The organism is Streptomyces sp. NPDC001927, from assembly GCF_053594455.1.
In genome coordinates this window covers 310,494-333,269 of the sequence record NZ_JBSFEN010000006.1, presented here as the reverse complement: position 1 = coordinate 333,269, position 22,776 = coordinate 310,494, and the positions used below count along the sequence as shown (strand labels likewise).

Here is a 22,776-nt window from a genome sequence, read left to right as displayed (position 1 = left end):
ATCGGCAGTGGTCCCATACTCGTCGCGCGCGTCCCGCCCGCCCTCAGCCCTCGGGAGGATCTTGCGCACAGGAACGCGTGACATTTGTCAGGAGTCCCGTCCGCGGTGCGTCGGTGGCAGACTGGCCGCTGATCGTTCCAAGGAGTCCCGCGTGCCCATAATCCGCAACCTGAGGCGCACCGTCCGCCGTGCCTACCGCCGGACCGTCGACCTGAGCCACCCCGCCCGCTCGCCGCTGGGCAGCTCGGTGGTCAACTGCGTGCTGTACGAGGACGGGGCGCGGCAGCGCGGGTCCTGCCCCGCGGACGAGGCGGTGCGGCGGGTCCGCAAATCGGGCGACGGGTTCGTCTGGATCGGTCTGCACGAGCCGTCCGTCGAGGAGTTCGCCGGGCTCGCCGAGCTGTTCGGACTCCATCCGCTGGCCGTCGAGGACGCCGTCCACGCCCACCAGCGGCCCAAGCTGGAGCGGTACGACGACACGCTCTTCGCCGTTTTCAAGACGGTCCGCTACGTGGAGCACGAGGAGCTCACGGCCACCAGCGAGGTCGTCGACACCGGCGAACTCATGGTCTTCACCGGGCCGGACTTCGTCATCACCGTCCGGCACGGCAGCCACGGTTCGCTCGGCCCGCTGCGCGAGGCGCTGGAGGCCGAGCCCGACCAGCTCGCCAAGGGTCCTGCCGCGGTGCTGCACGCGATCGCCGACCACGTGGTGGACGACTACCTCGCCGTCGCCGACGCCGTGCAGAACGACATCGACGCCGTGGAGACGGCCGTCTTCAGCGAGCAGGTCTCCCGCGGCGACGCCGGCCGCGTCTACCAGCTCAAGCGCGAACTGCTCGAACTGAAGCGAGCGGTGGCCCCCCTCGACCGTCCGCTGCAGGCGCTGGCGACCGCGCAGCCCCTGTCCCTGGTCTCGGCGGAGATACAGCCGTACTTCCGCGACGTCGCCGACCACCTGTCGCGGATCACGGAACAGATCACCTCCTTCGACGCGCTCCTCGACTCGATCCTCCAGGCCCATCTGGCCCAGGTGACCGTCGCCCAGAACGAGGACATGCGGAAGATCACGGCCTGGGCCGCGATCATCGCCGTCCCCACGATGGTCTGCGGCGTCTACGGCATGAACTTCGACCACATGCCCGAACTCCGCTGGACCTACGGCTACCCGCTCGTCGTGAGCGTCATGGCCCTCGCCTGCTTCCTCCTTCACCGCAGCTTCCGCCGCAACGGCTGGCTGTGAGGCGACGGGGCGGCGCTATCGGCTGGACCGGCCGAGGGCACGCCCCGTACGGTGACCCCATGTCGAGCCCCGAGTCGGACAGACTCCGGCCACCGGCCCTCCGGTGGCTTCCCGAGTCGACCCGCTGAAGCACCGCGGCCCCTGAGGGGCCGTGCGTCGTGCTGGGCGTGAGCGTGACCGAGGCCATCGGATCGGCCGTCTCCCCTGCCCGCGCGTGACCGCGCGCCGGCAGCCCGCCGCACCCCTGTTCCGGCACGGGGTTGCGGCTCACGCCGCTGTTCGACCGTGGAGACCTCTCGATGCCCTTCGCCCTCTATCTGCTCGGCCTGGCCGTCTTCGCCCAGGGAACCTCCGAGTTCATGCTCTCCGGCCTGCTGCCGGACATCGCCGCGGAGCTGGGGGTGTCGATCCCGCTCGCGGGGACGCTCACCTCCGCCTTCGCGGTCGGAATGATCGTCGGCGCGCCCCTGACGGCGCTCCTGGCCAGGCGCTGGTCGCGACGGTCCGCGCTGACCGTCCTCCTCGGCACCTTCCTGCTCGCGCACGTGATCGGCGCCCTCACCCCGGACTTCGGGATCCTGCTCGCCACCCGGGTGATCGGCGCCCTCGCCAACGCCGGATTCCTCGCGGTGGCACTCGTCGCCGCGACCGCCATGGTCGGCCCGGAATCCAGGGGCCGGGCGACCGCCGTGCTGCTCGGCGGCACGACGCTCGCCTGTGTCGTGGGCGTGCCCGGCGGAGCGCTGCTCGGCCAACTGTGGGGCTGGCGCGCCGCCTTCTGGGCCGTCGCCCTGCTCTGCGTACCCGCGCTCCTCGCCATCGCCCGGTCGGTACCCGCCGCAGGCGGCGACGCCACCGTCAAGCCCCGTGACGCGTGGTCCGAAGCGCGGGCGCTGCGCAGTCCGCGGCTCCTGGTGACGCTCCTGGTCTGCGCCCTCGCGAACGGCGCCATGTTCTGTGGCTTCACCTACCTGGCGCCCGTCGTCACCGACGTGACCGGCCTCGCCCCCGGCTGGATCCCCCTCCTCCTCGCCCTGTTCGGAGCGGGCTCCTTCGCGGGCGTCGTCCTCGCGGGCCGCCTCTCCGACACCCGCCCCGGCCTGCTCCTGGCCGTGTGCGGCACGGGTGCGGCGGCAGGCTGGAGCCTGTTCGCGCTGACGGCGGGGAGCGCGGCGGCGACGATCGTCCTCGTCCTCGCCCTGGGCGCCCTGTCGTTCGCCGTCGGCTCCACCCTGATCACCCGCGCGCTCCGCACGGCCACCGCCGAAGCCCCCACCCTGGCCGGGGCCTTCGCCGTGGCCGCGCTCAACGTGGGCGCGGCCCTCGGACCGTGGCTGGGAGCCGCCGTCCTCGCGGCCGGGCACGGCTACCGCGCGCCTCTGTGGACCAGCGCCCTCCTCACGGTCCTGGCGCTGCTCACGGCCCTGGTGACACCTGAGCCCGCAGCGCGGCAGTGTGGGCCCGTACCTGATCGGGTGTGAGGTACGCGTCCGTGTACTCGAAGTCGGCCAGTGTCCCGGACCGGGACGACAGGAATCCCGTACGGACGAAGTCGTCCCCGGCCACGGCGTTGAGCAGCCAGTTCGTCATCACCCGCGTCTTGGCGACATTGGTGCGCAGCGCCGCCCAGTGATACGCCCGGGCCACCGCCTGGGCGGGCGTGCCGTGCAGCTCGATCCCGAGCGGCTTCGAGACGGCGTCCCGCCCGCCCAGGTCCACCACCAGACCGAGATCCCGGTGGTGGTAGGGGTACGTCGGCTCGCCGCGCAGCGTCGCGACGAGGTTGTCGGCGACCTGCTTGCCCTGGCGCATGGCGTGCTGCGCCGTGGGCGGGCAGATCGCGCCGGGCTCGTTCTTCGCCAGGTCCGGTACGGCGGCGGCGTCACCGAGGGCGTGCACGCCGTCGAGACCCGGCACCACCATGTCGGGTCCGACCACCAGACGGCCCCGGTTCGTCTCCGCCTCCAGCGTGCCGATCAGGGGGCTGGCGGCGACCCCGGCCGTCCAGATCAGCGTGCGGCTCGGGAGCACCCGCCCGTCGGTGAGCGTCACCGCCTCGGCGTCCACGGAGGCCACCGAGACACCGAGCGAGACCTCGATCCCGCGCCGCCGCAGGATCTCGAGCGCGGCGGCGCCCAGCTTGTCGCCCAGCTCCGGCATGAGCTTGGGCGCGAGGTCCACCAGATGCCACTTGATCAGCGCCGGGTCCAGGCGCGGATAGCGCTGGACCGCGTTATGGGTCAGCCGCTGCAGACAGGCCGCCGTCTCGGTCCCCGCGTATCCGCCGCCGACCACCACGAAACAGAGCCGGGCCGCGCGCTCCGCGTCGTCCTCGCCCGCGTCCGCCAGATCGAGCTGGGCGATGACGTGGTCGCGGATGTAGGCCGCCTCGGCGAGCGTCTTCATGCCCCGCGCGTGCTCGCTCAGGCCCGGGATGTCGAAGGTGCGCGTCACACTGCCGGGCGCGAGCACCAGGTGGTCGTACGGCTCGTCGACGAGCTCGCCCGAGATCGTCCGTACCAGGCAGACCTTCGCCTTGGTGTCCACGCCGACCGCGCCGCCGGGGATGATCCGCGTCCGGTGCCGCTTGCTGCGCCGCAACGACAGGGCGACCGACTGCGGGGTCAGCACACCGGCCGCGACCTGGGGGAGGAGCGGCAGATAGAGCTGGTACGAGAAGGGGGACAGGAGCGAGATCTGCGCCTCGCGCCCGGTGAGCCGCCGCTCAAGCCGCCGTACGCAGCCGACCCCGGCGAAGCCGGCGCCCACCACCAGAATCCTCGGTCGAGTCACGGAGCCCGCCTCCCGGGTCGTCGGTCCTTGAGACCTCACTAACCTCTCCGGCCGATCCGGAACCCGGTTTGTCCGCCGAAGGAGTGATGTCAAAACGGGATCCAACGGTAATAATCCGGGCATGCTGTGATAGAAGGGACAGGCAGGGTGGGCTGTGAGAACGGAGCCGACGGCCGTGGGGAGACCCGAGGACCCAGACACCAGCGCGCACGAGGCCGTGTTCGGTGTCGCCGATTCCGTCGTTCTCCTCTTCGACGAGGGCGGGACGGTCGTAGGCCGCCCCTACGCCGCCGAGCGGCTGCTCGGCTACCCCGCGGCGGAGCTCGGCGGCCGCCGCGTCGGCTCGCTCCTGGCGGGCGACGAGGGCGGCCGGCTCCCCGACATCCTGGCGACCGCGGAGCGTGACGGCGGCTGGTCGGGCGTCCTGCTCGCGCGTCACCGGGACGGCCGTACCATCGCCGTCGACGTCACCGTGCTGCCCCTGCCGGGGGAGGCCGGCCCGGCCCGCTGGCTGGTCGTCGCCGTGGGCGCGGCGCCCTCCCGGCAGTGGACCATGGGCCCCGCGCTCCTGGAACGCATGGTCACCGAGATGCCCATCGGGCTCTGCTTCGTCGACGCCGAGCTGCGGTGCGTGTGGTCGAACACCGCGCTGGAACACTTCGGCGGCGGCACGGTCGAGCAGCGGCGCGGCAAACGCCTTGCGGAGATCCAGCCCGGGATGAACGCCGACATCGTCGAGTCGAAGATGCGCCAGGTGCTGACGACCGGCGAACCGGTCGTCGGGTACGAGCACGTGGGCCGCACCCGTGCCCACCCCTACCGGGACCACGCCCACGCCATGTCCTTCGTCCGGCTCGACGACGACAACGGCCGGGCCCTCGGCGTCTGTTACGCCGTCGTCGACATCACCGACCGCTACCGCGCCCGGCTCCGCCTCGCCCTCATGGCCCGGGCCAGCGAACGCATCGGCCGCAGCCTGGACGTCATGGGCACCGCCCAGGACCTCGCCGACGTGGCGGTCCCCGCCCTGGCCGACTTCGTCGCCGTCGACCTCCTGGACGCCGTCCTGAGAGGCGCCGAGCCGTCCCCCGGCCCGACGGCCGCCGCCACCGCACTGCGCCTGGTCCGAGGCGGCGCGCAGAACGTACGTACCGGTGGAGTGAAGGAGGTTCTGGAGCCGGGGCAGCCGTCCGGATACCTGCCGTCCTCGCCCCAGATGGACGCCGTCGCCCACGGCCGCTCCTGGCGGGCGGCCCACCTGGACGCCTCGACACGCGAAGCGGCGATCCCGACCGCCCTGGCGGAGACGACGGCCCCGGCCGAGGCGAGCGGGGCGGCCGAGGCCGTACCCCACACGGCGATGGTCGTGCCGATCCTCGCCCGGGGCGTCACCCTGGGCGTGGCCACGTTCCTGCGCACCCGGCGGGACGAGGCGTTCGACGAGGACGACCTGCGGCTCGCCGAGGAGATCGTCGCCCGCGCCGCCGTCTGCCTCGACAACGCCCGCCGCTACGCCCGCGAGCAGGCCGCCGCGCTCGTGCTCCAACGCAGCCTGCTGCCGCACGGCGTCCCGCCCCAGGAAGCCGTCGACGCCGCCTCCTTCTACCGTCCCGCCGACGAACTCTCCGGCCTCGGCGGCGACTGGTTCGACGTCATCCCGCTCTCCGGAGCACGGGTCGCCCTGGTCGTCGGCGAGGTCCTCGGCCACGGGATCGAGGCCGCCGCCACTATGGGCCAGCTCCGTACCGCCGTACGCACCCTCGCCGACCTCGACCTCGGGCCCGAGGAACTCCTCGCCCACCTCGACGACCTCGTCGTCCAGGTCAGCCGCGAGGGCACCGCGACGGACCTGAGCGGCGCGCCCAACCCCGCGGGCGTCGGCGCCAGCTGCCTGTACGCGGTCTACGACCCGGTCGGCCTCTGCTGCGACCTGGCGAGCGCCGGCCACCTCGCGCCCGCCATCCGCGCACCCGACGGCACCGTCACCTTCCCGGAACTCCCGCCCGGACCCGCCCTCGGTATCGGCGGACTCCCCTTCGAGTCCGTCGAGCTGCCCCTCGCCGAGGGCAGCGTCCTCGCCTTCTACACCGACGGACTGATCGCCGCGCCGGGAGCGGGCAGGGACGGGCTGCGCCGGGTCCTGGAGTCCCGGGACCTGCCGCTCGACGAACTCTGTCGCAGCGTCGCCGACGAACTCGCGCCCAGCAGGCCGTACACCGACGACGCGGCCCTCCTCCTGGTCCGCACCCGCGGCCTCGCGGCCGGGCAGGTTGCCGTGTGGGACCTGCCCGCCGACCCGGCCGTCGTCGCCCGCGCCCGGGTGATGGCAGCCCGCCAACTCGCCGCCTGGGGCCTGGAGGAACTCGCCTTCACCACCGAACTCGTCGTCAGCGAACTCGTCACCAACGCCATCCGGCACGCCTCCGGACCGATCCGGCTGCGCCTCATCCTCGAACGCACCCTGATCTGCGAGGTCTTCGACGCCAGCAGCACCTCGCCCCACCTGCGCCACGCCCGCACCACCGACGAGGGCGGCCGAGGGCTCTTCCTGATCTCCCAGTTCACCCGCCGCTGGGGCACCCGCTACACCGCCGAGGGCAAGGTCATCTGGGCCGAACAGCCCCTGGAGCTGGACGAATCCGTTCTCGAGGCCGCCCTGGACCCCGCTGCACTGGAAGATCTTTAACCGATTGTCCGGTCCGTGCCGCCCGTGCGAGGGTGTGCTGCCGCGCGGAAGGGCCGACGGCGTCGAGAAGGAGCTCCACCTGTGCGTACGGGCGTCGCCGACCACACCGTCGAGACGGACAGGGGACCGGTGCGCGGCACCGTCGCCGACGGGCTGAGGATCACGCTGGGCATTCCGTACGCGGCACCGCCCTTCGGCCCCGGGCGCTTCCGGGCGCCGCGACCGGCGGCGGCCTGGCACGAGGTGCGGGACTGCACCCGCTTCGGCCCGGTGGCCCCGCAGTCGGCGGAACTGCCCGGCGCCCCGGTCTGGAACCCGGACGACGAAGGCGTTCTCACGCTCAACGTGTGGGCGCCGGAGGAGAGTTCCGGCCCGCTGCCTGTTCTGTTCTGGATCCACGGCGGCGCCTACACCTTCGGCTCGTCCGCGCAGCCCGACTACGACGGCTCCGCCCTGGCCCGGGCCGGCACGGTGGTGGTGACCTGCAACTACCGCCTCGGCTTCGAAGGCTTCGGCCATGTGCCCGGCTTCCCCGAGAACCGGGGGCTGCTCGACCAGATCGCCGCGCTGGAGTGGGTGCGCGACAACATCGCGGCCTTCGGCGGCGACCCGGACAACGTCACGGTGGCGGGCCAGTCCGCGGGCGGCGGCTCGATCGCCTGCCTGATGAGCAGCGCCCGGGCCGACGGACTCTTCCACCGTGCCGTCGCGCACAGTGTCCCGGACGCGTTCTTCCCGCCGGAGTTCGCCGCGGGCCTGGCCCGCGAGGTGGCCGAGGCCGCAGGAGTGGCGCCGACCGCCGAGGGCCTGCTCTCCGCGACCCCGAAGGAACTCGTGGAGGCCTCGGACCGGGTGGTGGCACGGTACGCGGGCGATCCGTCGGCCGGCTTCCTCCACTACGACACCGTCCTCTACGGACCCGTTCTCGACGGCGTCCTGCTGGACCGGGACCCCCTCGAAGGCCCGGCCGTCGGCGGTCACGTCGACCTCCTCGTCTGCCACACCACCGAGGAGTACTGGCTCATGCGTCAGGTGGGAGCCATGCCGCCCGTCACCAACGACGACGGACTCGCCCGGTTCGCCGCCGCCTACGGCCTCTCCTCCGACCTCGTCGCCGCCTACCGGACCCTCATGCCCGAAGCGCCGGTGCTCGACGTCTTCCTCGCGCTCGCGGGCGACGCGGTCTTCACCCTGCCCACCGTCCGCCTCGCCGAGGCGCACGCCCGCGCGGGAGGCGGACGCACGTTCCTCTCCCGGTTCGACCGGCGCCGTACCCGGCCCGACGGCAGCCCGGTGCGCGCCTGGCACGCCGCCGACGTGCCCTTCGCCCTCGGCACCCTGGACGCCACGGGCGTCGACTTCCTGACCGGAGGCCCCGCCGACGCCGACGACCGCGCGCTGTCCCGGCGGATGGTCGACGCCTGGGTGGCCTTCGCCGCCACCGGCGACCCGGGCTGGGCCCCGCTCGCCGGCCCGGCCGCCGGCCCCGATGCTCCCGCCGCCCCCACCGTCCACGTCTGGGACGTCCCCCGGGACCGCACCGAGGGCCCGATGCCCGCTCACGCGCTCTGGCGCGGCGCGCGGATGGCCCCGCCGTCTCTCCCGTGACGCGCACGGGATAATGACGGCGCAGACGCGACCCACCCGGGCGCGCCCCCCGACACAGGAGATGAGAACCCGATGGACGTGCGGCACTTCGAGCGGATCACCGCTTTCATCGAGGACCGTCTCCGGCCGCTGTTCGACCCCGCGAACGGCAGCGACCACGGATTCGGCATGGACGACACCTCCCGCGCGCTGCGGGCCCTCCTCGGCACGGTGAAGGCCGCCGCGGCCGTCAAGGGCCTCGCCGACCAGCGGGCGGCCGCAGAGCCGGCGCTCCGCCACATCATCGACCAGGCCCTGGAGCACAACTGGGACGTCCTGCGCGGAGTCGCCCGCAACTGGGAGGACCACCCCGACTTCGCCCGCGAATTCAAGCGCCACGCCTGGGAACTCGACGAGACCCCCACCGCCACGGCCTGACACCCCTGGCATTCCTGACACTCCTGACGGGGCTTCAGCGGGCCACTGCCGCCCGGGCGATCGCCCTCCGCTCTGCACCGGTCGGGTGAGTGCGCGGCTCTGCCGACAGGCGCGGGCGCGGATCGGGTACGTATCGCGGCATTGCCGTCCGCGAGCGTCGGAGGATGCCGCCCCATGCATGTCAGGAACGTCCGCCCCGGCCCGCGCGTGGTGACCGCCGCGCTCTGCGCGACCCTCGCGCTCGTCGGCTACCTGAAGGTGTACGACCAACCCGCCGCCCCGGACGCGTCGCCGGAGGCCCGGGCCGCCGCCAAGAACACCGGGGCGCAGGCCCCGCCGCTCCCGCCGCGGGCCCCCGCGCCGCAGGTGCCCGCCGCGCCGCCCGGGGTCGGCCCCGCGACCCTGACGCGGATCCCGGACGGTACGCGACAGGTGTTCGTCGTGACCGGCGAGTCCCAGGACTCCAACGTGGCCACGGCCTCGCTCTACGAGCGGGACACGGCGGGGAAGTGGCGCCGTACGGGCGGGCCGTGGACGGCGCACAACGCCCTGCGCGGCTGGACCGACGACCACTGGGCCGGCGATCTGCGCTCCCCGACCGGCGTGTTCCGGCTCGGCGACGCGGGCGGACTGCTGCCCGACCCCGGCTCGAAGCTGCCCTACGACCAGGACGAGGAGTTCGTCTCCCCGGGCGTCGGGTTCCTCGGCGAACCCCTGGAGGGCTCGTTCGACCACGTGATCGCCATCGACTACAACCGCGTCCCGGGCACCACCCCCCTGAACAAGGAGCGGCCGCTCGGCCTGGAGAAGGGCGGCGGTGTCTGGGTCCACGTCGACCACGGCGGCCCCACCCAGGCCTGCGTCTCCCTCACCGTCGACGTCATGCGAAAGCTCCTGCTCGCCCTGGACCCGGCCAAGGAACCCGTCATCGTCATGGGACCGGCGGCCAAGATCGCGGGCTGACCGCCCGCCCGCGGTGGCGCCGCTGACAGCACCGTCCGCCGCCGGTCAGCCGCTGTCAGCGCACGGTCGGCACGCTGTCAGCGCGCCCGGGCATCGTCGTGGTCATCAGGAACGACGACACCCGATACGGAGCACACACCATGAGCGCCACCACCACCATCGAGCAGTCCCCGTCCCAGCTGGCCGAGTTCGTCGAGCGGATGGGCGTCAAGCACAGCATCCCCGGCGGCATCGTGGGGGTGTGGGCCGACGGCCGGGAGGCCTTCGCGAGCCACGGCGTGACGAGCCTGGACAACCCGCTGCCGGTCGACAAGGACACCCTTTTCCAGCTGGGTTCCACGAGCAAGACCTTCACGGCGACCGCGCTGATGCGCCTGGTCGCCGACGGCCGGATCGAACTGGACGCGCCGGTGCGCCGGTACGTGCCTGAGCTCGTCCTCGCCGACGAGAAGGCGGCGGCCGAGATCACCGTCCTGAACCTGCTCAACCACACCTCGGGCCTCGACTGGAACGTCATCGTCGACACCGGTGACGGCGACGACGCCCTGGCCGGCTTCGTGGCGAAGATGGCCGACCTGCAGTTCATCGGCGCGCCGGGGGAGCGCGCCTCGTACAGCCAGGCCGCGTTCAATCTGCTCGGCCACGTCCTGGAGAACGTCACGGGGCTGACGTACGAGCAGGCCATCGCCTCGCTCCTGCTCGAGCCGCTGGGGCTCACCGACAGCTTCTTCGGGACGGCGGAGGTCATGACCCGCCGGTTCGCCGTGGGCCACAACCCCGACGAGGACGGCGACCTGGCCGTCGCGAGGGAGTGGCGGCTCACCCGGGGCAACAACCCCGGCGGTGGTCTCGCCTCCTCGGCCACGGACGTCCTGCGCTGGGCGCGGTTCCAGCTCGGCGACGGTCGTACGGAGAGCGGCGAGCGCCTGATGCCGACCGAGGTGCTGCACCGGATGCGCGAGCGGACGGTCGAGCTGCGCGGCAGCAACCTGGGGGACGGCTTCGGCATCTGCTGGTTCCTGCGCGAGGTGGACGGTGTGCGGACGATCGAGCACGGCGGTTCGACCAACGGCCAGTTCGTGGAACTGGTGATCGTCCCCGAGCGGAACTTCGCCGTCGTCGCCATGTCCAACTCGGGCGCGGAAGGCATTCCGTTCAACCGCTCCGCCGTCCGCTGGGCCCTGGAGCACTACCTGGGCGTCGTCGACAAGGACCCGGAGCCGCTGCCGTACGACGAGGAGCGTGCCCGGGACCTGCTCGGGGCGTACGACAACGACGGCATGATCCTCACCGTCGGCACGGACGCGGCGGGGCTGACCCTCGGGGCCGTGATCAAGCCGGAGATCCGGGCGGCGGCCGACTTCGAGATGCCGGCGGACTACGAGCCGGCCGCCATGGGGCTCCTGCCCGGCGACGGCAACGAGTTCATCGTGACCGCCGGTGGCCTCGCGGGGCAGCGGGGCTTCTTCTCCCGTGGCGAGAACGGCGCGGTCGCCGGCATCGACCTCGGCGGCCGGGTCTTCACCCGGGTTCCCACCCCCTCCGTGTGACGCCCGCTCCAGGCCACCGGCCTCGCCCGCTCCGAAGACGTCGACGCCTTCGGACGGGCGAGGCCGGTGGCCGTGCGTCCGGTCAGCGGTGACGTCTGTCCGGAGTGACCGGAATTCATCGCTCCCTGCCGAGATGATGCGTCAAATCACGTCAGGTACCGAAAGTATCCGGCCACCTCATGCCCAGAATCGTCACTCTGTGGAGATCGCCGGTAACTTCATGCCGTCGCCGCCACACCAGGGGCACAAGGCCCCGACGGGACTAGCGGCCCGAAGGACATCTCTTCACTTGACGACGACAGCGACCGACAGCTTCAAGGTCCAGCCGTACACGCAGCACTGCCAAGTGATCCACACCGAAGGCGCCCACGCGGTCATCGGCATCTCCCCGGGCAACGGCTACTTCTCCGCCCAGCGGGTGGCCGACCTCGCCGCCTGGGGACTCCGCGGCTTCGAACAGGTCGACCTCATCTACACCGACCTGCACGTCGCCGACATGTACGAGGCTCTCGGCTACCCGCCGGACGAAGCCCGCCGCAAAGCGGTCAAGAACCTCCGCGGCGTCCGCGCCAAGGTCAACAACGCCGTCGCCGCCATCGACCCCGGTGGTGAACGGCTCCGAGGGCGCCCCATGTCCGCGCTCCTCGACATCCCGGCCTACCGGCACCTGCGCAAACACCTGGACGATCTGCTCGCCACCGACGCCGAGTTCCTCGCCACCTGCGACCGGCTCGTCGCGGCGTTCCTCTCCTCCAAGGTCCTCGACGGACAGACCCCCACCGCCCGCCAGCGCGAGGTCTGCCTCCAGTACATCTGCGCCGAGGCACCGCTCTTCCTGGACACCCCCGCGATCCTCGGTGTCCCCTCCTCCCTCAACTGCTACCACCAGCTCCTGCCGATGGCCGAACTCCTCTACTCCAGGGGCTCCGGACTGCGTGCCTCCCGCAACCAGGGCCACGCCATCGTCACACCCATGCTCGGAGACCACGATGACCACTGACACGCTCCTCGACTTCCCGTTCTCCGCGCGCGGCGACCGCCTGCCGCCGGAGATCGAGTCCCTGCGCGCCGAACCGGTCAAGCGGGTCCGTACGATCGCCGGCGACGAGGCCTGGCTCGTCTCCTCCTACGAGCTCTGCAAGCAGGTCCTCGAAGACCCGAGGTTCTCGCTCAAGGACACCTCGGCGCCCGGCGCGCCCCGGCAGTACGCCCTGACCATCCCGCCCGAGGTGGTCAACAACATGGGCAACATCACCGGCGCCGGACTGCGCAAGGCCGTCCTCAAGGCCATCAACCCCAAGACGGACGGCCTGACCGATTGGATGCGCGACCACGCCACCGCGCTGGTCGACGGACTCCTCGCCTACGGACCGCCGGTCGACCTCCGTAGCCAATTCACCAACCCCTACGCGGAGAACCTGCACTGCCGGATCCTCGGCATCCCCGAGTCCGACGCGCCGCGCCTGGCCGCCAGCCTGGACATCGCGTTCATGAACTCGGCCTGCCCGATCACCGGCGCCCGGCTCAACTGGGATCGCGACATCGCGTACATGGTCGAGCGGCTCGACGACCCGGCGACCACCGGGCTCATGGCCGAACTCGCGGCCTTGCGCGGGAACCCCGACTATGCCCACCTGACCGACGAGATGCTCGCCACGGTCGGCGTCACCTTCTTCGGCGCGGGCGTCATCTCCACCATGGGCTTCCTCACCATGGCCCTCTTCTCCCTGCTCCAGAACCCCGACGTCTGGGAGCGGCTGCGCAAGGAGCCGGAGCTTCTGTCGTCCGCCGTGGACGAACTGCTGCGGGTCAACCTGTCCATCGCCGACGGGCTTCCGCGCCTCGCCCTCGAAGACGTCACGCTCGGAGACGTCGAGGTACGGAAGGGAGAACTCCTCCTCGTCCTGGTGGAGGCGGCCAACACCGACCCGGCCGTCTTCCCCGACCCGCACACCGTGGACATCACCCGGCCGAACGCCGGCACCCACCTCTCCTTCGGCGGCGGCGGCCACTACTGCCCGGCCACGGCCCTCGGCAAGAAGCACACCGAGATCGCCCTGGAGGTCCTGCTCGACAAGATGCCCGACCTGCACCTCGCGGTCCCGGTCGACCAACTCGTCTGGCGCACCCGCTTCATGAAGCGCATCCCCGAACGCCTTCCGGTCGCCTGGTGACCACCGCCTGACTGGCCCGTTCCGCACCGTCGCCCCCGGACACCCGCCGGGGGCGACGGCGTTTCCGTACCCCCGAGTAGCGCGAAGGGTGTTCGTCCGCCGTTCACCGAAGACGCGGAACCCGGACCCTCACATCACCTACACATAACGGGTCTGGACCGAAGCGAGGTCCCGAAGCGACACCCGAAGGAGCACCTGCCATGCCCCCGTCCCCCGACGTCTCCCGCCGCACCCTCCTCGGCGGCGCCGCCGGCGCGGCCGTCCTCGGCGCGCTGCCGCTCAGCGTCCGCGAGGCGCTCGCCGCTCCCGCCCGGCCCGGCCGGCTGAAGGACATCGAGCACGTCGTCGTCTTCATGCAGGAGAACCGTTCCTTCGACCACTACTTCGGCACCCTGCCCGGCGTCCGGGGACTCGGTGACCGCACCGCGATCCGCGGCGCCAACGGCCGGTCCGTCTTCCACCAGCCCGACCCGTCCCGCGCCGAAGGCCATCTGGTGCCCTTCGCGATGAACGCGGCCCACACCAACGCCTACCGGCAGGGCGCGCCCGCCTTCGGCTTCGTCGACTCCTTCCCCCTCTGGAACGACGGCCGCGCCGACGGCTTCGTCACCGGCCGCTCCAGCGGCTGGCTCGGCCACGGCTTCTACGAGCCCGCCGACATGCCGTTCTACAACGCCCTCGCCAGCACGTTCACCGTCTGCGACCAGTACCACGCCTCGGTGCAGTGCAACACCAACACCAACCGCGACCACTTCATGACGGGCACGAGCGGCGGCACCGTCAACGACACGGTCGTCTACAACAACAGCTACATACCCGGCGGTTACACCTGGACGACCTACGCCGAGCGCCTGGAGGAGGCCGGGATCAGCTGGAAGACGTACCAGGCCCGGGACAACTACGACGACAACGCCCTCGCTTGGTTCAAGCCCTTCCAGCAGGCCAAGCCCGGCGAGCCGCTGTACGACAAGGGCATGGCCCGGGTCGGCGCGGCCGCCGACGAGAAGGACGGCCACAAGATGGGCGACGCGCTTGTCGAGGCCTTCCGCGCCGACATCGCCGCCGACCGGCTGCCCCAGGTCTCCTGGATCGTCGCCCCCGAAGCGCTCTCCGAGCACGCCAGCTGGCCGCCGCCGAACGGCGAGCACCTCACCGCCCGTCTCGTCGAGGCCCTCGCCGACCACCCGGACGTCTGGGCCAAGACCGTCTTCATCCTCAACTACGACGAGCACGGCGGCTTCTTCGACCACTGCATGCCCCCGGTCCCGCCGCTCTCCGCCGACCGTGGCGAGGCCACCATGTCCGTCGACGGCGAGGTCGTGGTCCGCGTCCAGAAGGCCGACGGCTCCACCGCGATGCGCGTCGTCGCCCAGGACGGCCGCTACCGCGTGAAGGCCGCCGACGGCACCCTGGAATGGTCCGCGACCCTGCCCGCCGGCGAGACCCTCGTCTCCGGACCGCACGCCATGGGCCTCGGCATCCGGGTCCCGATGCTCGTCGTCTCGCCCTGGACCCGGGGCGGTGTCGTCGACTCCTCTGTCCTCGACCACACCTCCGTCATCAAGTTCCTGGAGCGCCGCTTCGGCGTCCACGAGCCGCAGATCAGCGAGTGGCGACGGGCCGTCACCGGCGATCTGACCTCCGTCTTCGACTTCTCCGGCGAGGAGATCGACTGGCCCGAACTCCCCGATACCAGCGGCAACGTGGCCAAGGGCCAGGCCGCCGCGGGGAAGCCGTCGATCGCCGTGCCCTCCCCGCAGTTCTTCCCGAAGCAGCAGCGCGGCACCCGGCCCGCCAGGCCCGTGCCGTACGCCCTCTCCCTCCGCTCCCGGCTCCGCGACGGCCGGATCGAACTGGACTTCCGCAACAAGGGCCGCCAGGCCGCCGTCTTCCAGGTCTACCCCGAGCCCGGCACCCGGCCCGACCACTACACCGTCGGCGCCCGTTCCGAGCTCTCAGGCAGCCGCCCCGCCGCCGACGGCTACGACGTGCGCGTCCACGGCCCCAACGGCTACCTCTGGCACCTGCGCGGCGCCGCCGACGACGCCCTCGAGGTCCGCCTCTCCGAGGACCACGACGGCCGCCGCCCCGAGATCGAGATCGAGATCAAGAACCGGAGCCGCCGCGCCCGAACCGTCCTTGTCGGCGACCTCGCGTACGGCGGCGGCGTCAAGGAGGTCCGCGTGGGCGCCCGCGACGACCGCACCGTGACCGTGCGCGTGCCCGCCGAGCGCTGGTACGACATCGCCGTGAGCGCCACCGATGACCCGCTGTACCTGCGCCGCTTCGCCGGACGGTTCGCCGACCGCGAGGCCGGCGTCACCGACCCGGCGATGGGGCTGCCCGACGCCCTGACCGTCGAGGTCACCACGGCCGCCGGGGACGAGCCCGTCGTCGCCGGCGGCGGCACGGCCCGCTTCACGGCCGCGGTCACCAACCGCGGACCCGTCGAACTGCACGACGTCCGGGCCCGGTTCGCCGTACCGGCCGGCTGGATCGTCAAGGCCGTCGCGGACACCCCGCCGCAGAACCTGGCGCCCGGCTCCTCGACCACCGCGAGCTGGGACGTCACCGCCCCCGCCAACGCCGAGCCGTACGGCTCGGCCCGGCTGCTCGCCGTCGCCCGCGCCCGCGCCGCCGACGGCCTGCGCCTCGCCGACGGCGAGATCCAGGCCCGGATCGCCCCCGCGATGACCGGCCACCTGCTCGGCGAGGACTTTCAGTCACTCGCCGGCAAGCTCGTCAAGCGCGGCCAGGTGCTCGGCTGGACGGCGACCGCCCCCGACGGCTGGTCCGTCGTCAACGCCGCCGCGATGCCGCAGGGCACGCCCATGTTCCAGGGCTGGACGTTCCACACCAGGCGCGCCTGGTCGGGCGGCGCCCAGAACCGCCCGAACTTCACCCGGGGCCTGGGCGTCGTCGCCGTCGCCGACCCGGACGACTGGGACGACACCGGAGCGCCCGCGGCCAAGGGCCGGTTCGACTCGACCCTCGTCTCCCCGGCCGTCCCCGTCCCGGCCGGCACCACCACGCTGCGGCTCGACTTCGACTCGCACTACCGCCAGGAGGGCAACCAGAAGGCCGAGGTCCGCGCCGTCTTCGACACCGGCCAGGAGCAGATCCTCCTGAGCTACGGCCCCGGCTCGCCGGACGCCGAGAACACCGCCGTCTCCAAGGAGCTCACCGTCCCGGCGGGCGCCAGGACGGTGACCCTCCGCTTCCGGATGTACGACGCCGGAAACAACTGGTACTGGGCGGTGGACCACATCCGCCTCGGCTGAGACGGAACGGGAGCTCCGGCTCAGCGGCGGGGGCGCAGATCCGCGCCGTAGACCGTCCGGTAGTCCGGGACGACGACGCGCGTCCCGGGCGACTCCCGGTGGACCTGGCCGATCAGCCCGGCCAGGTCCATCGTCGGATCGGCCCGCACGGGGTCGCGCAGGGGCGTCTCGAAGTTGTCCCAGTGCACGGGCACGACCACCTCCGGACGACCGAGGGCCCGCATGAGCCGGGGCACGTACCGGTGGGTGGAGGTGCTGGAGGGGACCGCGACCATCGCCACATCCGGGCGGAGCCCCTCGGCGGACCGGTGGTCGAAGTCGCTGGCGCCCATGAGGAAGAGCGTGGGCCCGTCGGATCCGGCCGTCACCTGGAAGGCGAGGGTGTCGCCCTCCGGCAGGTCGGAGATGGTGGCGGGCACGGTGGCGGGCGGCCCGGTCAGCGTGCCCGGCGCGAAGTAGGAGTGCTGCTTGTTGCGGCTGTGCAGGCTCGCCACGACCTCGACCACCAGGCCCCGGCCGAAGTCGAGCACCTCACCGCCCTTGACCACGGAGATCTGCCCCGGATCGACACCGAGGGCGACCAGCAGGTGGTACGTCGTCTCGGTCCCCAGCACGCGGGCACCGGTCGTCTTCGCGAGGTACGGGACGTCGGCGATGTGGTCCCAGTGGGAGTGGCTGACCAGGATCAGCTCTGGACGCCCGGCGAAATCCCGGACCAGCGTGGCGTCGGTCTCCTCGATCGGCGTGGCCGGATTGAAGGGCTTTTCGAAGAGACCGGTCTTGAATCGGGTCAGATACGGGTCGAAGAGCACCGTCCTCCCGCCCGCGTCGATCCGCCAGCCGGCCGTCCCCAGCCAGCGCAGCGCCGCCGAGCCGGGCTCGGGAGCGGGGGAGGAGGCGGCGGGGCGGGCGTGCGCGGCAGTGGCGGCGGCCGGGAGGAGGGGTAAGGCCGAACCGGCGGCGGCGCCCCGCAGGACGGTCCGCCGGTGAAAGGTGTGAGTGTCGTCGTTCATGCCGCCAGAAGATCAGGCGACGGGCCGGAAGGCTAGGACCTGCGGCGAGGCTTCCCGGGCTTGGCGCCGCGCTTGACGCCCTTCGCGCCCTTGGCACCGCCCTTTGCCGCGGGCCTGCCCCCGGTGCTCCGCTCCGGACGCTTGGTCTTGTCGCCGGTCTTGGCCTTGGCCTTCGGCTGTGGGGGAGTCTGCGCACGGCCGCGGGTGCTGTTCACGGTCCGGCCCCGGACGATCCCGATGAACTCCTCCACCAGGTCCGGGGTCGGCTCGGCCTGCGGCCAGGACAGCGCGACCCGCGACTCGGGCGCGTCCCGCAGGGTCCGGTAGGTGAGGTCCTTGCGGTGGTGCAGCCGCGCCAGCGACTGCGGAACCACCAGCAGCCCCACGCCCGCCGCCACGAGCTCGATCGCGTCCGCCGTCGTCGCCGGGCGCTCCATGGCCGGCAGCCCCGGCGGGCGCTCCCAGTCCAGGGTGTCGTCGAGCGGGTGCAGCACGATCTCCTCGGCCAGGTCCTCCGGCGACACCTCCTCGACCGCCGCCGCCACATGGTCCTTCGGCACGACGACGACCGTCGTCTCGACGTACAGGGGGATCGCGCTGAGGTCCGTGTCGTCGACGGGCAGGCGTACGAAGCCGGCGTCCGCGCCGCCGCCCCGCAGCAGCTCGAAGGCCTCGTCGGCCGGAACCTGGACGAGGGTCAGTGGGACGTCCGGGAGCCGCTCGTTCCAGATCCGCACCCACTTCGTGGGCGTCACTCCGGGGACGTACGCGAGCCGGAACGAGGAGGGTTCTTCCTGGCCAGTCACTCCGCCAGGTTACCCGCCGTGGTCAGCGGTGGTTCATACGCTCGATACCCTTGAGACCATGACGTCGCACCAGACCGCCCAGACGATGAAGCCCGCGACCGCGGCGAAGAAGCTGGGTGTGTACCTTGAGGCCACCCCCGCCGAGTTCCGCGAGGGTGTGGTCTCGCGCACCGAGCTCAACGCCCTGCAGACCGATCCGCCCGAGTGGCTCCGCGAGCTCCGCCGCAACGGCCCCCACCCCCGCCCGGTGATCGCGGCGAAGCTGGGGATCTCCATCTCCGGCCTCGCCCGGGGTGGCATCACGGAGGCGCTCACCACCGAGCAGATCGAGGCCCTGAAGCAGGAAGCCCCGGAGTGGCTCCAGAAGGAGCGCGCCACCCAGGCCGATGTCCGCAAGGAAGCGGTCCGCATCAAGGAGAAGCAGGCGGAGAAGGCCGCGAAGGCCGACCGCTCGCAGTCCTGACCTGCGCGTTCCCGACCGGCATGAGGTCGGGACGCTTCGCCGTGCGGCCGTCTCCGGAGGAGCGGCCGCGCAGGCGTCTGCCGATCCACGGGCCGAGGAAGCCCGCGACCCATCGCGCCTCGTCGAGCGCCCTGCGCGGGCCCGCCGGAGGCGTTCCGGGCGCCGCCGGCAGCGGACGCGTCCAGGAGTCGTCGCTGCCGGGCAGCCCGAGGGCGTCGGCCACGGCGGCGGCGATCCGCGCATGACCCAGCGGACTGGCGTGCAGCCGGTCCGGGCTCCACAGCCGGGCGTCGGTCACCACCGGGTGCCGGTCGGTCTCGGCGACCACCACACCGTGCCGCGCCGCCGCCTCCCGGATCCGCACGTTGAGCGCGACGACACGGGAGCCGAGCGGCCGGGCCACCGGGACGAGCCGCCCGAGGTCCGGGAACGTCACCGTCGCCACCCGTGCGCCTCCTGCGGTGAGCTCGGCGAACATCGCCTCCAGATGGCCGGCCGCCTCGTCCGCGTCGAACCGGGGCCTGAGCAGGTCGTTCATCCCCGCCACCACGGTGGCCACGTCGGGCCGCAGCGCGAGCGCAGGGCCGAGCTGCTCGGCGCGCACCTGCCCGGCGAGCCTGCCCCGGACGGCCAGGTTGGCGTAGGCGAGCCCCGGACTGCCGACCGCCATCAGCTCCGCGAGCCGGTCGGCACAACCGCGCAGCCCCGTGCTGTCGTCGCCGTCCCCGAGTCCTTCGGTCTGACTGTCGCCCAGGGCGACGTAACGCTCGTACGGGCCGGTGTGCATACGCCTGCTGCTCCTCCGTGCGGCGACGCGCCTCGTGCGGCGCGCCCTCGACGGTATTCAACACCCGACCTATTCAATTACGCGACTAGGGGTTCGGTGGAGCCGCCGGGGCCATGGGGTAGAGATGGAACGGCCCCTCCTCGATGGGCAGTTCCGGGCGCCACGTCCTGAGCGCCTGGGCGGAGGGCGCGAACATCGTCTCGGGGAGGCGGTCGAGCGGGGTCCACTCCCAGCGCTCGATCTTGTCCGGCTCCGCGACGACCGGGGTGCCGCTGAAGGCCCGTACCACCGCCACCGCCGTCAGCCGGGTGAGGTCCGTCGACGTCAGCGAGTCCAACAGGATCCCGACGACGTCGACATCGGCCACATCGGCCACGAGGGTGGTCTCCTCGGCGAGTTCGCGCACGGCCGCCTGCTCGATGGACTCGCCCGGATCGACCTTGCCGCCGGGCAGCTCCCACGTGCCGCTCGGATGAAGCCCGAGCAGCACCCGCCCGGCCGCGTCGGTCACCACGACACCGGCCCCGAGCGAGGCCTGCGCGGACGGAGGCTGGGCGTTGCGGTGCGGCGGGGGTGTGGTGGGCCGGTCGGCCGGACGCATGTCGACTCCTCGTACGAACCATGGACGCGTGTCGCCCACCAGCCAACACCATGCCCGGCGAGGGCCTGTTGCGAAAGGGGATCTTGTTCGCCGACGATCACCTGTCGTGGGACATGGTGATCACGCGAGGGGCGTACCCGCTGCGGGCCAGTGCCGGCGGTCGGGAATCAATCTGCGCAGGATCCACAAGCCGGCGCGCAGCTTCCGGTTGCCGGGGGAGCGGATCTCGGAGATGAGCGCGGCGGTGCTCCTGCCGATCGACTGCGTCGCATCCTCGGTCGAATCCGGGTCCAGGAGTCGGTCGCAGTTGAACCAGGCCAAGCCCCGTGCGACCCGGATCCCGTAATTGGTCAGCAGTTCGTCGCTACGGGTGAACAGCTTGTCCAGAGAGCTGAGTCCACGCATGTACCTGGACGAAAGGTCGTCCTGGACCTCGTCGATACAGGACGCCAGCACGGCGTTCATGTGGTGGAAGTCGGCGATGTGCCTGCGGTCGCCCGTGGACGTCGCCATGCGCCGCAATGCCTCCGGCAAGTCGTAGGACATGTGCGCCATCATGGAAAAGAGCACGTCTTCCAGCAGGTAGGAGCGCCGGACGCTCGAAGCGGCGAAGACGTCTCGCCACGGTTGAGGGATGGAGTCGGGCAGATCGCTGGGCTGAACTTCGCCTGAGGCCCCACCGGATCGTCCCGCCAGCCATTCATCGATGCTGTCCATCGCGCTGAAGTAGGCCGATGCGAGCGTCTCGCAGAGCTCGGCGACCCACGGCGGGTCCTTGAACGCGGGGCTGCCGGCGTCCAAGGCGGTGGCGAGCGTCGTCGTGAGGCGGTAGTAGGTGTAGGCGAACGCGGCCCGGCGATCGCGCGTGGTGTCGTACTGCCTGACCCGGTCGGCAAGCAGTCCGGCGACCCGGGTGACCTTTTCGGCGGGAAGCATGAACTCGGCGGTCATCGGGAGTCTGTTCCAGCCGCTCGCTAAGCCGGCGCGCTGATCAGGCGGGTTTCCTCGGTCACCCTGCCCCAGTCGCACAGCAATTCCGCGAAGAGGCTCTGGCGGTCGGCCGCGACCTGGTAGTCCGCGGTCCAAGGGGTTCCGAGCAACGGCATGAGGTACGTCGCGGCCATCCCTTCGTCGCGAATTTCCGCGGAGTAGGTGAAGGTCCGCGTGAGCAGGCCCGGCACAGGGCCGAGCCTCTCCTTCCCGTTCACGGTGACTCCGATTCCGTCACTGTGCAGTACGTACTCTTCTTCCAAGAGGTACAGGGTCATGCCGAACTTGGAGATCTTGACCACGTTGTCGGCCACACCGAACTCGCCCTCGTGCGGCTTCGCCACGATCGTCGACTCCTGCCGCGGCGCACCGGTGAGCCGCTCGACGGTGTGCATGGCGGCCGCGAGCAGCTTGTTCATCAACCCGATGTCGCTGCGCAGGAGACGACGCCAATCGGTGACGCGGAAGGTGGCGATTCCTTGCCAGATGCCGGTCCCGATGTCGAAGTAGTAGACGTGATTGGGCGCGTTCGTGCGGGTTCGAGGAATGCCCTCGGGCTCCATTGTCACGGTGCGTAGCGTATCATCACTCCCTGTGAGTGATGATCCTGGACGGCTCGGCCGCTCTAAGCGGCTTGATGGCCGCCCTTCAGCCTGCGCAGGGCCAGGAGTCCGCCGACGCCGGGGATGACGGAGAGCCAGCGTGTGCCCGGTGCCGGCCAGGCGGCCGCGATGGTGACGAGGTACGCCGTGCCGTGCAGCGGGCCGACGAGTGACGAGATCGCGGGCGTGTGTGTCGTGAGCAGGTTGGCCAGGAGGGCCACCAGGGAGGCTGCTTCCGCCGCGGCTGCGATACGCAGGGTGCGCACGGGCGTCACGCTCCCGTGGTCGAGCCGGGGCGGACGATCATGAGGACGACGACGACCGCCCAGAGGATGTTGAAGACCCCCGTGAGCATGGCCAGGCGCGAGGCGGTCGCGCGCGAGGCGCCGGTCGTGTCCCCGTCGCCCTCGCCGCCGTTGAGGAGGAGTCGCTGGCCGGGGAGTATGGCTAGCGCCAGGACGCCCGCGGCTACCGCCGTGAGCGCCAGCGATGTCAGCAGCCAGGCGTCGGTGAGGACGCCCAGTTGGAGCGCGGTCGCGAGGCCGAAGACCGGGACGGCGACACCGGCGACGGCGTAGCCCCGGCAGATCCGGTGCAGTAGCGCGGCGACCGGCGAGGCCTGGCGCGCGTAACGGGGGAACAGTGACGCGGCCACGGTGATCGGTCCGACCACCAGGATCGCCGCGAGGACATGTACGGACAGCAGCAGCTTGGTCACCGCGGGCCTCTTCAGTCGAGTGAGCGTATGTGTTGGCTGCCAATAGATAGCATGTCTACTCCTCTGGTGTGTAGGCTGCCT

20 protein-coding genes are annotated in these 22,776 nt (G+C 71.8%); 11 read left to right on the top strand and 9 right to left on the bottom strand.

Annotation, left to right across the window (positions count from 1 at the left end):
* The first annotated feature begins 151 nt into the window (after positions 1 to 151).
* Positions 152 to 1,243 (top strand): magnesium/cobalt transporter CorA, encoded by a 1,092-nt coding sequence (corA, locus tag ACWCO8_RS18700; RefSeq protein ID WP_451033134.1) that lies wholly within the window; start codon positions 152 to 154, stop codon positions 1,241 to 1,243.
* Between the two features lie 299 nt (positions 1,244 to 1,542).
* The gene (locus tag ACWCO8_RS18695) at positions 1,543 to 2,724 is read left to right on the top strand and encodes a Cmx/CmrA family chloramphenicol efflux MFS transporter (protein WP_451033133.1); all 1,182 of its coding nucleotides are present in this window, start codon (positions 1,543 to 1,545) and stop codon (positions 2,722 to 2,724) included.
* On the opposite strand, the gene ACWCO8_RS18690 is transcribed toward ACWCO8_RS18695, so the two are convergent.
* Positions 2,660 to 4,036: an NAD(P)/FAD-dependent oxidoreductase gene (locus ACWCO8_RS18690; RefSeq protein ID WP_451033132.1), complete on the bottom strand. Its 1,377-nt coding sequence runs from the start codon at positions 4,034 to 4,036 to the stop codon at positions 2,660 to 2,662. The genes ACWCO8_RS18695 and ACWCO8_RS18690 overlap by 65 nt on opposite strands.
* Positions 4,037 to 4,211: 175 nt before the next feature.
* Here ACWCO8_RS18690 and ACWCO8_RS18685 point away from each other — a divergent pair, with 175 nt between their 5' ends.
* The 8 genes from ACWCO8_RS18685 (at position 4,212) to ACWCO8_RS18650 (ending at position 16,715) form a co-directional block, all read left to right on the top strand.
* Entirely contained in the window at positions 4,212 to 6,722 is a 2,511-nt protein-coding gene (locus ACWCO8_RS18685; RefSeq protein ID WP_451033131.1) for a SpoIIE family protein phosphatase, read from the top strand.
* 81 nt (positions 6,723 to 6,803) lie between these two features.
* Positions 6,804 to 8,330, top strand: a complete 1,527-nt coding sequence (locus ACWCO8_RS18680; RefSeq protein ID WP_451033130.1) for a carboxylesterase/lipase family protein — start codon at positions 6,804 to 6,806, stop codon at positions 8,328 to 8,330.
* Between the two features lie 72 nt (positions 8,331 to 8,402).
* The gene (locus tag ACWCO8_RS18675) at positions 8,403 to 8,747 is read left to right on the top strand and encodes a hypothetical protein (protein ID WP_451033129.1); all 345 of its coding nucleotides are present in this window, start codon (positions 8,403 to 8,405) and stop codon (positions 8,745 to 8,747) included.
* A 174-nt stretch (positions 8,748 to 8,921) separates the two neighbouring features.
* Entirely contained in the window at positions 8,922 to 9,710 is a 789-nt protein-coding gene (locus ACWCO8_RS18670; protein ID WP_451033128.1) for a hypothetical protein, read from the top strand.
* Positions 9,711 to 9,850: 140 nt separating this feature from the next.
* Complete coding sequence (locus tag ACWCO8_RS18665; RefSeq protein WP_451033127.1) at positions 9,851 to 11,260, top strand: serine hydrolase domain-containing protein; 1,410 nt, start codon at positions 9,851 to 9,853, stop codon at positions 11,258 to 11,260.
* Positions 11,261 to 11,549: 289 nt separating this feature from the next.
* A complete protein-coding gene (locus ACWCO8_RS18660) occupies positions 11,550 to 12,260 on the top strand; it encodes a tRNA-dependent cyclodipeptide synthase (protein WP_362008806.1) in 711 nt (236 codons plus the stop codon).
* Positions 12,250 to 13,434 (top strand): cytochrome P450, encoded by a 1,185-nt coding sequence (locus ACWCO8_RS18655; protein ID WP_451033126.1) that lies wholly within the window; start codon positions 12,250 to 12,252, stop codon positions 13,432 to 13,434. The genes ACWCO8_RS18660 and ACWCO8_RS18655 overlap by 11 nt, the downstream gene beginning before the upstream one ends.
* 200 nt (positions 13,435 to 13,634) lie before the next feature.
* Positions 13,635 to 16,715 (top strand): phosphocholine-specific phospholipase C, encoded by a 3,081-nt coding sequence (locus ACWCO8_RS18650; RefSeq protein WP_451033125.1) that lies wholly within the window; start codon positions 13,635 to 13,637, stop codon positions 16,713 to 16,715.
* A gap of 20 nt (positions 16,716 to 16,735) precedes the next feature.
* Here ACWCO8_RS18650 and ACWCO8_RS18645 read toward each other — a convergent pair whose 3' ends face one another.
* Entirely contained in the window at positions 16,736 to 17,728 is a 993-nt protein-coding gene (locus ACWCO8_RS18645) for an MBL fold metallo-hydrolase (protein WP_451033124.1), read from the bottom strand.
* A 32-nt stretch (positions 17,729 to 17,760) separates the two neighbouring features.
* Complete coding sequence (locus ACWCO8_RS18640) at positions 17,761 to 18,534, bottom strand: LysR family substrate-binding domain-containing protein (protein ID WP_451033123.1); 774 nt, start codon at positions 18,532 to 18,534, stop codon at positions 17,761 to 17,763.
* A gap of 58 nt (positions 18,535 to 18,592) precedes the next feature.
* On the opposite strand from ACWCO8_RS18640, the gene ACWCO8_RS18635 reads away from it, so the two are divergent.
* Entirely contained in the window at positions 18,593 to 18,997 is a 405-nt protein-coding gene (locus tag ACWCO8_RS18635; RefSeq protein WP_362008795.1) for a DUF5997 family protein, read from the top strand.
* On the opposite strand, the gene ACWCO8_RS18630 is transcribed toward ACWCO8_RS18635, so the two are convergent.
* From ACWCO8_RS18630 to ACWCO8_RS18605, 6 genes are all read right to left on the bottom strand, one after another.
* Entirely contained in the window at positions 18,945 to 19,784 is an 840-nt protein-coding gene (locus ACWCO8_RS18630; RefSeq protein WP_451033122.1) for an SGNH/GDSL hydrolase family protein, read from the bottom strand. The two genes, ACWCO8_RS18635 and ACWCO8_RS18630, sit on opposite strands and share 53 nt — an antisense overlap.
* A gap of 85 nt (positions 19,785 to 19,869) precedes the next feature.
* Positions 19,870 to 20,385 (bottom strand): nucleotide triphosphate diphosphatase NUDT15, encoded by a 516-nt coding sequence (locus ACWCO8_RS18625; protein WP_451033121.1) that lies wholly within the window; start codon positions 20,383 to 20,385, stop codon positions 19,870 to 19,872.
* A 120-nt stretch (positions 20,386 to 20,505) separates the two neighbouring features.
* Positions 20,506 to 21,336 (bottom strand): DUF5995 family protein, encoded by an 831-nt coding sequence (locus tag ACWCO8_RS18620; protein ID WP_451033120.1) that lies wholly within the window; start codon positions 21,334 to 21,336, stop codon positions 20,506 to 20,508.
* Between the two features lie 23 nt (positions 21,337 to 21,359).
* Positions 21,360 to 21,944 carry a hypothetical protein gene (locus ACWCO8_RS18615; protein WP_362008784.1) on the bottom strand — a complete coding sequence of 195 codons (585 nt, stop codon included), beginning with the start codon at positions 21,942 to 21,944 and terminating at the stop codon, positions 21,360 to 21,362.
* Between the two features lie 56 nt (positions 21,945 to 22,000).
* Positions 22,001 to 22,243 carry a hypothetical protein gene (locus tag ACWCO8_RS18610; protein ID WP_451033119.1) on the bottom strand — a complete coding sequence of 81 codons (243 nt, stop codon included), beginning with the start codon at positions 22,241 to 22,243 and terminating at the stop codon, positions 22,001 to 22,003.
* A gap of 5 nt (positions 22,244 to 22,248) precedes the next feature.
* Positions 22,249 to 22,695 carry a hypothetical protein gene (locus tag ACWCO8_RS18605; protein ID WP_451033118.1) on the bottom strand — a complete coding sequence of 149 codons (447 nt, stop codon included), beginning with the start codon at positions 22,693 to 22,695 and terminating at the stop codon, positions 22,249 to 22,251.
* Positions 22,696 to 22,776: the final 81 nt, after the last annotated feature.